The organism is Micromonospora matsumotoense (genome assembly GCF_900091525.1).
Taxonomy (GTDB): domain Bacteria; phylum Actinomycetota; class Actinomycetes; order Mycobacteriales; family Micromonosporaceae; genus Micromonospora; species Micromonospora matsumotoensis.
Genome location: NZ_FMCU01000003.1, coordinates 341016 through 353481 on the forward strand (window position 1 = coordinate 341016; position 12466 = coordinate 353481).

A 12466-nucleotide genomic window follows, 5' to 3' on the forward strand; every position below is an offset into this window, starting at 1 on the left:
ACGGGAGGCAGCCGATGACGAACGAGCCGGTGGAGGTCGACCTGTCGGTGCTGCGGGTGGCGGCCGGCGGGCTGGCCGACGAGGCGTACGCGCTGGCCCAGGGGTTGGCGGGTCGGCCCGGCCTGGTGCCGGCCGCGCCGGGTTGGCGGGCCGGCCCCGCCCTGGCCGGGCTGGAGTCGGCGGTGCACGCGTGGCACGGGGCGCTGGGCGTCCGGGTGGCGCAGGCGGGTGCGGCCCTGCGCGCCGCCGCCGAGGCGTACACGGTGGCCGACGACCGGGCAGCCGGGCGACTGGTCGGCCGACCCCGATGATCGGGTACGCCCAACTCTGGTCCGCCTCACCGGGTGACTGGGACGCGGCGGGGGTGGCCTGGCGCGGGTTGGACGCCCCGGTCGGGCGGCGGCGGGCCGGCCTGGCCGACCGGGCGGCGGCGTTGCGGGCGGGCTGGTCCGGCAGGGCGGCGACAGCGGCCGGTGGCCGGCTCGACGGGCTCCGGTCGGAGTTGGCCACCATCCTGCCCGCGCTGGTCGAGATCGATCAGGTGCTGGCCGAGTTCGCCGGTCGGCTCCGGGTGGCGAAGGCCCGGCTCACCGAGGCGGTGGCGCTGGCCGACCGCACCGGCGTGGCGGTGGACCGGCACGGCGGGGTCCGGGCGGCACCCCTGCTCTGGCGCGGCCCCGAGGCGGGTGCGCTCCCGGTCGGGGTGGGTGCCCACCCTTCTCCGGCGGGCGGTGCCGTCGGTACCGACGCGGTCGACGCCCGTGGTCCTGCCCGAGACCCCCGCGCCGGTAGCGGCGCTGCCGGCAGCGGTGCAGGTGCCGGGGGCGGAAGCGGGGCGGCTGCCGCAGGTACAGGTGGTGGCGGGGCCGGTGGCGTGGGCGGCGGGGTGGGCTCGCCGGCGGCGGTGGGTCAGGTGGCGGCGGCGCTGCGGGAGGCGCTCGCGCTGGCCGACGCGGCCGACCGGGAGGCCGCCTCCCGGCTGGCCGAGCTGTCCGGGGCGGCCCGCACCGGCTGGGTCGAGCGGCCACCGCCGGGCCGACCGGCGGACGACGCCACCCCGGCGGTGGTCCGTGCCTGGTGGGCCGGCCTCACCCCGGCGCAGCGGCGCTGGCTGGTGCTCCACGAGCCGGCCCGGATCGGCCCGCGCGACGGGGTGCCGGCGGCGGCCCGGGACCAGGCGAACCGACTGCTGTTGGCCGGCCACCGGGAGGCCCTGCTGGCGGCACGCCGTTCGACGGCGGGCGAGCGCGGTCGGCGGCGGATCGACCGCGCGTTGGCAGTCCTGGACGGGCTCGCCGGGCGGCTGGCCGCCACGTCGCCGCCCCGGGCGTACCTGCTCGGGCTCGACCCGCGCGGTGACGGCCGGGCGATCGTCGCGCTGGGCAACCCGGACCGGGCCGGCCGGGTGCTGACCTACGTGCCGGGGATGACCAGCGACCTCGCCGACGTCCCCGGTGAGCTGAGCCGGGCCGCCCGGGTGCAGGCCAGGTGCACCGCCCTCGCCCCGGGTGCGGAGACGGCGGCGGTGCTCTGGCTGGATTACGACGCCCCCGACTTCCTGCCCGAGGCGTCCTCGCCGGCCCAGGCCCGGGACGCCGGGCCGGCGCTGCACCGCTTCCAGGAGGGGCTGCGCGCCACCCACGACGGGCCGACGGCCCGGCAGACCGTGCTGGGGCACAGCTACGGCTCGCTGGTGGTGGGCAGCGCCGCCCGCGACCACGGGTTGGCCGCCGACGCGCTGGCCTTCGTCGGCTCACCCGGCGTCGGGGTGGACCGGGCCGGTGCGCTCGGCCTGCCACCGGAGCGGGTCTGGTCGAGCACCGCCGGTGACGACGTGATCAGGCTGGTCGAGCCGCCCCGCGACCTGGCCGGCCGGGCGGTGCTGGCCGCCTCGCCGCTGGCCAGCGCCGCCTGGCTGCTCCGCCCGGACGACCACCAGCTGTGGTTCGGGCACGACCCGAGCGATCCGGGGTTCGGCGGCCGGACCTTCCCCAGCGGCCGGTACGGCCACACCGGCTACTGGGAGCCCGGCAACCCGGCCCTGGACGGGATGGCCCGGATCGTGCTCGGCCAATGACCGGACCGCCGTCGGTGGCGCGGGGTCACCTACTCGACGGTGACCGACTTCGCCAGGTTGCGCGGCTGGTCGACGTCGTGCCCCCGGGCGGCGGCGATCTCGGCGGCGAACACCTGCAACGGCACGGTGGTGACCAGCGGGGCGAGCAGGGTCGGCGTACGCGGCACATAGATCAGGTGGTCGGCATAGCGGACCACCGCCTCGTCGCCCTCCTCGGCGATCACGATGGTCCGGGCACCCCGGGCCCGGACCTCCTGGATGTTGGAGACGACCTTGTCGTGCAACATGCCCCGGCCGACCGGCGACGGCACCACGCAGATCACCGGGGTGCCCTGGTCGATCAGCGCGATCGGGCCGTGCTTCAACTCCCCGGCGGCGAACCCCTCGGCGTGCATGTACGCCAACTCCTTGAGCTTGAGCGCGCCCTCCAGGGCCACCGGGTAGCCGACGTGCCGGCCGATGAAGAGCACGGTCGGCTCGGACTTCAGCTCCCGGGCCAGCTCGCGCACCGGCTCGATCCGGTCCAGCAACTCCCGCAGCTTGTCCGGCATCTCCTGGAGCTGACTCACCACCGCACCGACCTCGTCGGCGAACTTGATCCCGCGTACCTGGGCCAGGTGCAGGCCGATCAGGTAGCAGGCGACCAGTTGGGTGAGGAACGCCTTGGTCGAGGCGACCGCGATCTCGGGGCCACCGTGGGTGTAGAGCACCGCGTCGGACTCGCGCGGGATGGTGGAGCCGTTGGTGTTGCAGATGGCCAGCACCCGGGCCTTCTGCTCCTTGGCGTGCCGCAACGCCATCAGGGTGTCCATCGTCTCGCCGGACTGCGAGATCACCACGATCAGGGTGGACCGGTCGAGCACCGGATCACGGTAGCGGAACTCACTGGCCAGCTCCACCTCGCACGGGATCCGGGTCCAGTGCTCGATCGCGTACTTGGCGACCATGCCCGAGTGGTACGCGGTGCCGCAGGCGACGATGAAGATCTTGTCGACGTCGCGCAGGTCCTGGTCGCTGAGGCGGACCTCGTCGAGGGCGATCTCCCCGGCCTCGGTGAGCCGGCCGAGCAGGGTGTCCGCGATGGCCTGCGGCTGCTCCTCGATCTCCTTGAGCATGAACCAGTCGTAGCCACCCTTCTCGGCGGCCGAGGAGTCCCAGTCGATGTGGAAGTCCTTGCCGGTGGCCGGCTGACCGTCGAAGTCGGTGATCTCGATGCTGTCGGCGGTGATCAGGACGAGTTGGTCCTGACCCAGCTCGACCGCCTCGCGGGTGTGCTCGATGAACGCCGCCACGTCACTGGCCAGGTAGTTCTCCCCGTCGCCCCGGCCGACCACCAGGGGCGAGTTGCGCCGGGCGCCGACCACCGCACCGGGGACGGCCGCGTCGACCGCGAGCAGGGTGAACGCGCCCTCCAACCGCCGGCACACCACCCGCATCGCGGCGGCGAGCAGTTGCGGGCTGTCGGTCCCGCCGGCTGCCCGCAGCTCGGTGAGCGCGTGGGAGAGCAGGTGGGCGGCACACTCGGTGTCGGTGTCGCTGGTGAACTGGACGCCATCGTCCTCCAGCTCGGCGCGGAGCTTGGCGAAGTTCTCGATGATGCCGTTGTGGATCACGGCGACCCTGCCGTCGGGGGCCAGGTGCGGGTGGGCGTTACGGTCGGTCGGACCGCCGTGGGTGGCCCACCGGGTGTGGCCGATGCCGGTGGTGCCGTCGCCGATACCGACGGGGCTGGCGGCGCAGTCGTCCGGGTTGTTGGCGGCCCGCTCCGAGAGGACCTTCTCCAGGTTGGCCAGCTTGCCGGCCTTCTTCTCGGTGAGCAGCTCGTCATCGCAGACGATCGCGACCCCGGCCGAGTCGTAGCCCCGGTATTCCAGCCGCCGCAATCCGTCGAGCACGATGCCGAGCGCCGGGCGCGCGCCGGCGTAACCCACGATTCCACACATGGCTTGCAGCCTAACCCAGCTTCGCTCACCTCGCGTGCGCGGAAGTCGGGTAAACAATCACCGAATTTGAGCGATCGGTCGGTGACGGGCGGCAATCGGACGACCGGCCGGCCCATCCGACCGCACGGGGTTGCGAGAGGTCCGGCAGTACGACAGTCTCTCGGCGACCCTGGAACGTCCCTGGGACGGCCCGCTCGCCCCCTTCCTCCTCTTCCGTCCCCGGAGCGACCATGTCCGACGCGCCACCTCCCAGCGATCCCCCATCTCCGCCCAGCGACCCGACCCCGCCGGCGTCCAGCGACCCGTCTCCCCCGCCCAGCGGGCCGGACGTCCCGGCCTCCGCCGGTGGTCAGGTCCCCGCCGGTGGTCAGGCCCCCGCGCCGCCGGGCGGTGCCGGCGTGGACCCGACGGCCGACCCGAAGCCCGGCCCGTCCCCCTGGACCCCGCCCGACCCGTTCGCGGTCCCGCAGCCCTGGGCCGCCCCCGACCCGTGGCCCGGCAGTCCGACGACCGGCGGCCCGCCCGCCGGCACGGCCGGCCCGGTCTCCCCCGGCCCGCCGAGCGACCCCGCCGGCCAGCCCGCGCCCACCGGCTGGCCCGGCCCGACGCCGGGACCCACCGGCTGGCCCGGCCCGATCGCGGGGCCCACCGGCTGGCCCGGTCCGATCGCGGGGCCCGCCGGCTGGCCCGGTGCCGCCTCTGGACCCGGCGGTTGGCCCGGTGGGGTTCCCGGGATGCCCGGCGGCCCGCCCGCCGGTTGGCCCGGCACGGCACCGGGAATGCCCGGCGGTCCGCCCGGTCACGGTTGGCCGCCCCCGGGCTACCCGCCGCCGTTCGCCCACCCCGGGTATCCGCCGTCGGGCGCACGCAGCTCCACCGGCACCGGTCAGGTGGTGGGGATCGTGATCGCCGTGGTCGTGGTGCTCGTCCTCGGCTTCTGCGCCTGCGTCTGCGGGGGCAGCACCCTGCTGGGTGACATCGCACCGGACTCGGCGACCGAGGACCCCTACGACCGCGGCTACTACGACGACGACCCCGAGCCCAGTTGGAGCCCGCCACAGCCGTTCCAGCCGTCCGCGCCCGCCACCAGGCCGGCGGACGGTCCGGGCCGGTACGCCGTGACGTACGAGGTGACCGGCACCGGGCCGGTGGACCTCCAGTTCTACGACGGTGACGGCTACTTCATCCAGCAGGAGAAGGCGCGGCTGCCGTGGCGGATGGAGCTGCGCACCGACGACCCGGACCGGGTGCTGGTCAGCGCCGCCCGCGCCGATGACAACGAGGGCGGGTTCCGGTGCGCCACCACGGTCGCCGGCCGACCCCGGGTGACCGACGCGGTGGGTCCGGACGGCTGGCGGGTGCAGTGCCACGCCAGACCGATCCGCTGACCGGTCACTGCGCGCGGCGCACCGGCCGGCAACCGGCCTGTGCCCTGCCGGTCGACCACGAACCGGGGTGGCACACGCGGCCACGAGCTGGTGGCAGGGGCGGTCCCGGGCCGTAGGCTGACAGGCGTGACGACGCCGACCGATGTGGACCCGCTGGTGGCCCGGATGCGTGCGTTCGGGACGACCGTGTTCGCGGAGATGTCCGCGCTTGCCGTCCGGACCGGCGCGGTCAACCTGGGCCAGGGCTTCCCGGACACGGACGGGCCACCGGAGATGCTGGCCGCCGCCGCCGAGGCGCTGCGCTCCGGGCACAACCAGTACCCGCCCGGTCCGGGCATCCCGGCCCTGCGCGCTGCCGTCGCCGCACACCAACGGCGGTTCTGGGCGCTGGACTACGACCCGGCCGACGAGATCGTCGTCACCGCCGGGGCCACCGAGGCGGTCGCCGCGAGCATCCTGGCGCTCTGCGAGGCGGGCGACGAGGTGATCTGCTTCGAGCCGTACTACGACTCGTACGCGGCGTCGATCGCGTTGGCCGGGGCGGTGCGGCGGCCGGTGACCCTGCGCCCCGGCGACGACGGCCGGTACGCCTTCGATCCGGCCGAGCTGCGGACCGCGTTCGGGCCGAAGACCCGGCTGGTGTTGCTGAACTCTCCGCACAACCCGACCGGCAAGGTCTTCACCGCGTCGGAGCTGGCCCTGGTCGCCGAACTCTGCCAGGTGCACGACGTCTACGCGGTCACCGACGAGGTGTACGAGCACCTCGTCTTCACCGATGCCGCCGCCGCGCACCTGCCGCTGGCCGGCCTGCCCGGGATGCGGGAGCGCACGCTGCGGATCTCGTCGGCCGGCAAGACGTTCTCCTGCACCGGTTGGAAGGTGGGCTGGGTCAGCGGCCCCGCCCCGCTGGTCTCGGCGGTGCTACGGGTGAAACAGTTCCTCACCTTCGTCAACGCCGCCCCGCTGCAACCGGCGGTGGCCGTGGCGCTGGCCCTGCCCGACGCCTACTACACCGGTTTCCGCGACAGCCTCCAACGGCAGCGGGACCTGCTGATCGGCGGCCTGACCGACGCCGGCTTCGAGGTGCTCACCCCGGAGGGGACGTACTTCGTCACCGCCGACATCACCGGCCTCGGCGGTCGGGACGGGCTGGAGTTCTGCCGGTCCCTGCCGGAGCGCTGCGGCGTGGTGGCGGTGCCCACCCAGGTCTTCTACGACGACGCCGAGGCCGGCCGCCGGCTGGTCCGGTTCGCCTTCTGCAAGCGTCCCGAGGTGCTGACCGAGGCGGTCACCCGGCTGCGTGCGCTGGCCGGGGCCCACTGACCGCACCCGCCGGCACCTCGCCGGCCCGGCGGTCGGCAATCACCGGCCCGTCGGGTAAGCGCCCCGGCGGGCACGGCCGGGCGTCAGTTGACGGGGCTGGCGGTGCGGACGTGTTCGGCGATCCGCTCGGCCACCGACCGGGCGGTCTCCTCGGTGCCGGCCTCGACCATCACCCGCACCAACGGTTCGGTGCCCGACGGGCGCAGCAGCACCCGACCGGTCTCCCCCAGCTCGGCCTCGGCCCGCTCGACCTCGGCCCGGACGGCGGGCGCGGCGGCACCGACGGTACGGTCGCCGACCGGCACGTTGATCAGCACCTGGGGCAGCTTGGTGACCACCGAGGCCAGCTCGGCCAACGACCGGCCGGTGGTGGCCATCCGGGCCATCAGGTGCAGGCCGGTGAGGACCCCGTCCCCGGTGGTGGCGTGCGCGGGCATGACGAGGTGGCCGCTCTGCTCGCCGCCGAGGGCGAGCCCGGAGGCGCGTAGCTCCTCCAGCACGTACCGGTCGCCGACCTTGGTCTCGACCAGCCGGATGCCCTGCGCGGACATGGCCAACCGCAGACCGAGGTTGCTCATCACGGTGGCGACCAGGGTGTCCTGGGTCAGCTCGCCGGCGTCCCGCAGGGCCAGCGCGAGGATCGCCATCAGTTCGTCGCCGTCGACCTCCTCGCCGGTGGCGTCGACCGCCACGCAGCGGTCGGCGTCGCCGTCGTGGGCGAGGCCCAGGTGCGCGCCGTGCTCGACCACGGCGGCCCGCAGGCTGTCGAGGTGGTTGGAGCCGCACTCGTCGTTGATGTTGAGGCCGTCCGGCTCGGCGTGGATCGCGATCACCTCGGCGCCGGCCTCCCGGTAGGCCACCGGGGCGACCTCGGCGGCGGCGCCGTTGGCACAGTCGACCACGACCTTGATGCCGTCGAGGCGGTGCGGCACGGTCCCGACGAGGTGCTGCACGTAGTGGTCGGCACCGTCGAGCAGGTCGTGCACCCGGCCGACCCCCGCGCCGACCGGGCGGTCCCAGGCGGTGGTGGCGTTCGCCTCGACGGCCGCCTCGATCCGCAGCTCGATCTCGTCGGGCAGCTTGTGCCCACCGGCGGCGAACAGCTTGATCCCGTTGTCCGGCATCGGGTTGTGCGAGGCGGAGAGCATCACGCCCAGGTCGGCCTTGGCCTCGGCGGTCAGGAACGCCACCGCGGGGGTGGGCAGCACGCCGACCCGGACCACGCTGGCCCCGGCGCTGGTGAGCCCGGCGACCACGGCGGCCTCCAGCATCTCGCCGCTGGCCCGGGTGTCCCGCCCGACCACCGCGAGCGGCGGGTGGCTGCGGTCCGACTCGGCCAGCGTGTGCGCGGCGGCCACCGCCACCGCGAGCGCCAACTCCGGGGTGAGATCCACGTTCGCCCGCCCGCGTACGCCGTCCGTGCCGAACAACCGCCCCATACCGCGAACCTCCGGTGCACCTGCGATGAGTGGAGAAAGCGGAACGGCCGGGCCGCCTCCCGTGGGGGAGGCGGCCCGGCCGTCCGTCAGAAGTACAACGCGCTGTGGGAGATCAGCGCTTCGAGTACTGAGGAGCCTTACGGGCCTTCTTGAGACCGTACTTCTTGCTCTCCTTGACCCGGGCGTCCCGGGTCAGGAAGCCGGCCTTCTTCAGGGCCGGACGGTCGTCCGGCTCGTTGACGATCAGCGCACGGGCGATGCCCAGCCGCAGCGCACCGGCCTGGCCGGTGGTGCCGCCGCCACGCAGGTTGGCGATGACGTCGAACTGCTCCAGCTTCTCGGCGGTGACCAGCGGGTCCTTGATGAGCTGCTGGTGCACCTTGCTCGGGAAGTACGACTCGAGCTCCTGGCCGTTGCAGGTGATCTTGCCGGTGCCGGGGACGATACGGACCCGGACGATGGCTTCCTTGCGGCGTCCCACGGTCTGGATCGGCCGGTCACCACGAGGCGCGCGGGCGACGGGCGCGGGCGCCTCGGTGGCCTCAGGGGCTTCCGGGGCAACCTCGGTCTCGGTGATGTCGGTCATGCTGTTTCCTTCGCCCTCGCTCACTGCGCGATCTGCTTGATCTCGAACGGCACCGGCTGCTGCGCCAGGTGCGGGTGCTCGGCACCGGCGTAGACCTTCAGCTTCTTGATCAGCTGACGGCCGAGCTTGTTGTGCGGGAGCATCCCCTTGACGGCCAGCTCGATGGCCCGCTCGGGCCGCTTGGTCAGCAGCTCCTCGTAGCCGATCTGCTTGAGGCCGCCCGGGTAACCGGAGTGCCGGTAGGCGACCTTGGTCTGCCGCTTGTTGCCGGTCAGCGCCACCTTGCCCGCGTTCACGATGACGACGAAGTCGCCCGTGTCGACGTGCGGCGCGAAAGTCGGCTTGTGCTTGCCGCGCAGCAGCGTGGCGGCGTGGGTGGCCAGGCGGCCCAGCACGACATCAGAGGCGTCGATAACGTGCCACTGACGCTCGATCTCACCCGGCTTCGGGCTGTACGTACGCACAGGTCTACCTTGTCTCGTCGTCGGTCTGGGGTCGCGCGCCGAGGTGACCAGAGGCTTCCCGGCCGGACCAGCGCGCACGAACGACCAAGCGTACCTGAGCGGCACGCCTCTGGATGTCGTACAACAGCAGGCAACGATACCCGGCGCCCCGTCGGCTGGTCAAAACGGGGGTTCGACCGGCGTGGCCTGTGGTTTCGGCGGATGACCAGCGTCACACGCCGATCAGCTTACCCGGGCCGGGCCGCAGGTAGACCACCCAGGTCACCACGACGCAGAGCGCGTACCAGCCGATGAAGGCCAGATAGGCGGCGTCCGCGTTGCCCGAGGTGAGGAACGACTGCCGGAAGGCCACGTTCACCAGCACCCCGCCCGAGGCGCCGACCGCCCCGGCGATGCCGATCAGGGCCCCGGAGCGCCGCCGGGCCCGGCGTTGCGCCGCGACCGGGTCCCCGGTCAGCTCCGCCTCGGCCGCCGCCCGGACCCGGAAGATCGCCGGGATCATCTTGTACGTCGACCCGTTGCCGATGCCGGAGAAGACGAACAGCGCCAGGAACCCGGCCAGGTAGAGCGGGAACGACCGCTCCCGGGCGGCGTACAGCACCAGGCTGGCGCCGGCGGCCATCGCGACGAAGTTCCAGAACGTCACCCGGGCCCCGCCCAGCCGGTCGGCGAGCTGCCCGCCGAGCGGCCGGATCAACGAGCCGATCAGCGGCCCGAGGAAGGTCAACCAGGCCGCGTCGACGGGGGTCGGGAACCGCTCGGCGAACTGGAGCTGGAGCACCTGGCCGAAGGCGAAACCGAAACCGATGAAGGAGCCGAACGTGCCCACGTAGAGCAGGGACATCACCCAGGTGTGCCGGTCGCGGGCGGCCTCCCGCAGCGCGCCGGGCTCGTTGTGGGCGTCCGGGATGTTGTCCAGCCAGCGGGCGGCGGCGAGCGCGGCCAGCACGATCAGCGGCAGGTAGACCGCCGGCACCAACCGGGGGTACGCGGCCCCGGCGGTGGCCAGCACCGCCAGCCCGACCAGTTGCACCGCCGGCACGCCGAGGTTGCCGCCGCCGGCGTTGAGCCCGAGCGCCCGGCCCTTGAGCCGGTCCGGGAAGAACAGGTTGATGTTCGCCATCGACGAGGCGAAGTTGCCGCCACCGACCCCGGTCAGGCAGGCCAGCACCATCAGCGTGGTGTACGACACCCCCGGCTCCAGCAGCAGCGCCATCGGCACCGCCGGCACCAGCAGCAGCAGCGCGCTGACGATGGTCCAGTTCCGCCCGCCGAACCGGGCCACGGCCAGGGTGTACGGCAGCCGCAGCACCGCCCCCAGCGCGGCCGGTACGGCGGTGAGCAGGAACTTCCCCGCCGGGTCGATGCCGTAGGCCGGGCCGAGGAAGAGCACGGTGACCGACCAGAGGCTCCACACCGAGAAACCCACGTGCTCGGCGAAGATCGACACCCAGAGGTTGCGGCGGGCGATCGGCGCTCCGGTCGTCCGCCAGAAGGTGGGGTCCTCGGGCCGCCAGTCGTCGATCCGGTGCCGACGTCCGGCGGGGCGGGTGGGTCCGGGGGCGGCGACCTGCGCGTCGGCGGTCGGCGGGACGGCGGTGTCGCCCGGCGGACCGACGGCGGTGGTGGCCGACGGATCGGTGGTGGTGGCGGCGGCCGACGGATCGGCGGCGGTGCTGCTGGCGGGCGTGCTCACGGCGACTCCTCCTCATCGATGTGAGCAGGAGGCTAGGCAGGGCCGGTTTCCCGGCGGTGCCCCACGTGGGTCGTTCCGGAAACGGAGATCGCACGTCGACCGGGGAGCAGCGGTGAGGGTCAGAGCTCCTGGAGGATGCGCAGCGCGCGGGCCACCCGCTGCATGGTCTCGGTGTCGGCGACGTCCACGCACTCGGTGAACCACTTCTTCATCGGCGCCGACAGCCGGTCGGGCATCACCACGTTGCCACCCATCGGCACGGCGAGCGGGGAGTCGCGCAGCAGGGCGGTCTCGACCACCTCGGCGACGATCACGATCGGCACGTCGGTGGAGTTGTAGACGTCGGAGCTGATCACCAGGCCGAGCCGTTCCCGGGCGCCCTCGATGCGCCAGACCTCTCCCCTACGCAGCACGTGGGCGACCGCCGAAGAGCACGTCGGCGACCATCCCCACCTCGCGGGCGTCGGCGAGGGCGGCAGACTCCAGGTCGAGCCCGGCCCGGCCGACCGCCTCGGCGTGAGCGGTGAAGACCTCGCGCAGCGCCTTCTCCCGGGCGGCCTGGTCCATCCAGGCGGAGAGGGAGAGCCCTTCCCGCTTGGCGAACCGGCGGGCCTCCTCGATCGTCTCGTCGGAGAACGAGAGGGTCACCTTGGCAGTCATGCCGTCGATCCTACTCCCGGTATGACCGCCGGTCATCCTCATCGGTGCTTCCCGACGACCCGGCAGACCGCCTCCCAGCACGCCCGGACCGGTCCCGGCCATTGCGCCGGGGCGGCCCGGGTCAGGCCGGGCGACGGCCGCCGAAGACGGCGAACCGCCACGCCTTGTAGAAACAGTCCACGTCGACCAGGCCGGCGTCGGCCAGCCAGCGGCACTGGTCGGCCACCGACGCCGGACGGTCGTGCCGCATCCGCTCGCGGGCGGCGGCGATCTCGTCGGCGTCCGCGCCGCGCGCGGCGGTCTGCGCCAGCCAGACGTCGTCGTACCGGCGGTCCAGGGTCGGGGTGGGGCCGGCCACCTGCTCGGCGTTGACGAACACCCCACCGGGGACGAGCACCTCGGCCGCCCGGCGGTAGAGCGCGCGCTTGCCGTCGTCGTCGAGGTGGTGCACGGCCAGGGCGGAGACCACCGCGTCGTACCGGCCGGCGGGGAGCGGGTCGGCCAGGTCGGCGACGACGGTCCGGTGCGCCACCCCCCGCGCGGCCAGCCCGTCGGCGGCCACCGCGAGCATCCGGGCCGCACCGTCGACCAGGGTCACCCTGACCTCGGGCAGTGCCGCACCGAGCAGCAGCGACAGCAGCCCGGTGCCGGCGCCGAGATCGAGCACCTCCGGGGTGCGACCGGCGGCGAGGGCGGCCCGCAGCGGCGGGGCGGCCACCTCGACGGCGGTGCCGTAGAAGTCGTCGAAGCAGGGGACGAGCCGGCGGCGGGCCCCGTCGTAGGAACCTGCCACCGCATCGAAGGCCGCCGTCACGTCCACGATCCACTCCTCTCACATACTAAGAAAGTTGTCTCATATTATAGACCCCACCGACCGCTTCTCTGCCCCC

Annotated in this window: 12 protein-coding genes; 4 read left to right on the forward strand and 8 right to left on the reverse strand. The window is 73.8% G+C overall.

What is annotated here, in order from left to right; all coding sequences use genetic code 11:
- Positions 1–14: 14 nt before the first annotated feature.
- Positions 15–311, forward strand: a complete 297-nt coding sequence (locus GA0070216_RS08545; protein WP_091241845.1) for a hypothetical protein — start codon at positions 15–17, stop codon at positions 309–311.
- Positions 308–2077, forward strand: a complete 1770-nt coding sequence (locus GA0070216_RS08550) for an alpha/beta hydrolase (protein WP_091241848.1) — start codon at positions 308–310, stop codon at positions 2075–2077. The genes GA0070216_RS08545 and GA0070216_RS08550 overlap by 4 nt, the downstream gene beginning before the upstream one ends.
- A 29-nt stretch (positions 2078–2106) precedes the next feature.
- Here GA0070216_RS08550 and glmS read toward each other — a convergent pair whose 3' ends face one another.
- Positions 2107–4020 carry a glutamine--fructose-6-phosphate transaminase (isomerizing) gene (gene glmS, locus GA0070216_RS08555; protein WP_091241851.1) on the reverse strand — a complete coding sequence of 638 codons (1914 nt, stop codon included), beginning with the start codon at positions 4018–4020 and terminating at the stop codon, positions 2107–2109.
- A 902-nt stretch (positions 4021–4922) separates the two neighbouring features.
- Here glmS and GA0070216_RS33650 point away from each other — a divergent pair.
- Together GA0070216_RS33650 and GA0070216_RS08565 are read left to right on the forward strand one after the other, a co-directional pair.
- Positions 4923–5408, forward strand: a complete 486-nt coding sequence (locus GA0070216_RS33650; protein WP_141723027.1) for a hypothetical protein — start codon at positions 4923–4925, stop codon at positions 5406–5408.
- A 126-nt stretch (positions 5409–5534) separates the two neighbouring features.
- Positions 5535–6731 (forward strand): pyridoxal phosphate-dependent aminotransferase, encoded by a 1197-nt coding sequence (locus GA0070216_RS08565; RefSeq protein WP_091241859.1) that lies wholly within the window; start codon positions 5535–5537, stop codon positions 6729–6731.
- Between the two features lie 83 nt (positions 6732–6814).
- On the opposite strand, the gene glmM is transcribed toward GA0070216_RS08565, so the two are convergent.
- The 7 genes from glmM to GA0070216_RS08600 all read right to left on the reverse strand — a co-directional run bounded on the left by glmM (position 6815) and on the right by GA0070216_RS08600 (position 12396).
- Complete coding sequence (gene glmM, locus GA0070216_RS08570; RefSeq protein WP_091241862.1) at positions 6815–8170, reverse strand: phosphoglucosamine mutase; 1356 nt, start codon at positions 8168–8170, stop codon at positions 6815–6817.
- Between the two features lie 112 nt (positions 8171–8282).
- A complete protein-coding gene (gene rpsI / locus GA0070216_RS08575; RefSeq protein ID WP_091241865.1) occupies positions 8283–8756 on the reverse strand; it encodes a 30S ribosomal protein S9 in 474 nt (157 codons plus the stop codon).
- A gap of 20 nt (positions 8757–8776) precedes the next feature.
- Positions 8777–9220, reverse strand: coding sequence for a 50S ribosomal protein L13 (gene rplM, locus GA0070216_RS08580; protein WP_030489638.1), 444 nt, complete (start codon positions 9218–9220; stop codon positions 8777–8779).
- 211 nt (positions 9221–9431) lie between these two features.
- Positions 9432–10745, reverse strand: a complete 1314-nt coding sequence (locus GA0070216_RS08585; RefSeq protein ID WP_091242675.1) for an MFS transporter — start codon at positions 10743–10745, stop codon at positions 9432–9434.
- A 290-nt stretch (positions 10746–11035) separates the two neighbouring features.
- Positions 11036–11329 carry a type II toxin-antitoxin system PemK/MazF family toxin gene (locus GA0070216_RS08590; protein ID WP_091241869.1) on the reverse strand — a complete coding sequence of 98 codons (294 nt, stop codon included), beginning with the start codon at positions 11327–11329 and terminating at the stop codon, positions 11036–11038.
- The gene (locus tag GA0070216_RS08595) at positions 11319–11576 is read right to left on the reverse strand and encodes a DUF6364 family protein (RefSeq protein WP_091241872.1); all 258 of its coding nucleotides are present in this window, start codon (positions 11574–11576) and stop codon (positions 11319–11321) included. The genes GA0070216_RS08590 and GA0070216_RS08595 overlap by 11 nt, the downstream gene beginning before the upstream one ends.
- Positions 11577–11697: 121 nt before the next feature.
- The gene (locus tag GA0070216_RS08600; RefSeq protein WP_091241875.1) at positions 11698–12396 is read right to left on the reverse strand and encodes a class I SAM-dependent methyltransferase; all 699 of its coding nucleotides are present in this window, start codon (positions 12394–12396) and stop codon (positions 11698–11700) included.
- Positions 12397–12466: the final 70 nt, after the last annotated feature.

What these genes read in the sequence shown, in the direction of transcription:
- GA0070216_RS08545 (WP_091241845.1), top strand. Translation starts at nt 15, where the DNA reads ATGACGAACGAGCCGGTGGAGGTCGACCTGTCGGTGCTGCGGGTGGCG.
- GA0070216_RS08550 (WP_091241848.1), top strand. Translation starts at nt 308, where the DNA reads ATGATCGGGTACGCCCAACTCTGGTCCGCCTCACCGGGTGACTGGGAC.
- glmS (WP_091241851.1), bottom strand. Translation starts at nt 4,020, where the DNA reads ATGTGTGGAATCGTGGGTTACGCCGGCGCGCGCCCGGCGCTCGGCATC.
- glmM (WP_091241862.1), bottom strand. Translation starts at nt 8,170, where the DNA reads ATGGGGCGGTTGTTCGGCACGGACGGCGTACGCGGGCGGGCGAACGTG.
- rpsI (WP_091241865.1), bottom strand. Translation starts at nt 8,756, where the DNA reads ATGACCGACATCACCGAGACCGAGGTTGCCCCGGAAGCCCCTGAGGCC.
- GA0070216_RS08595 (WP_091241872.1), bottom strand. Translation starts at nt 11,576, where the DNA reads ATGACTGCCAAGGTGACCCTCTCGTTCTCCGACGAGACGATCGAGGAG.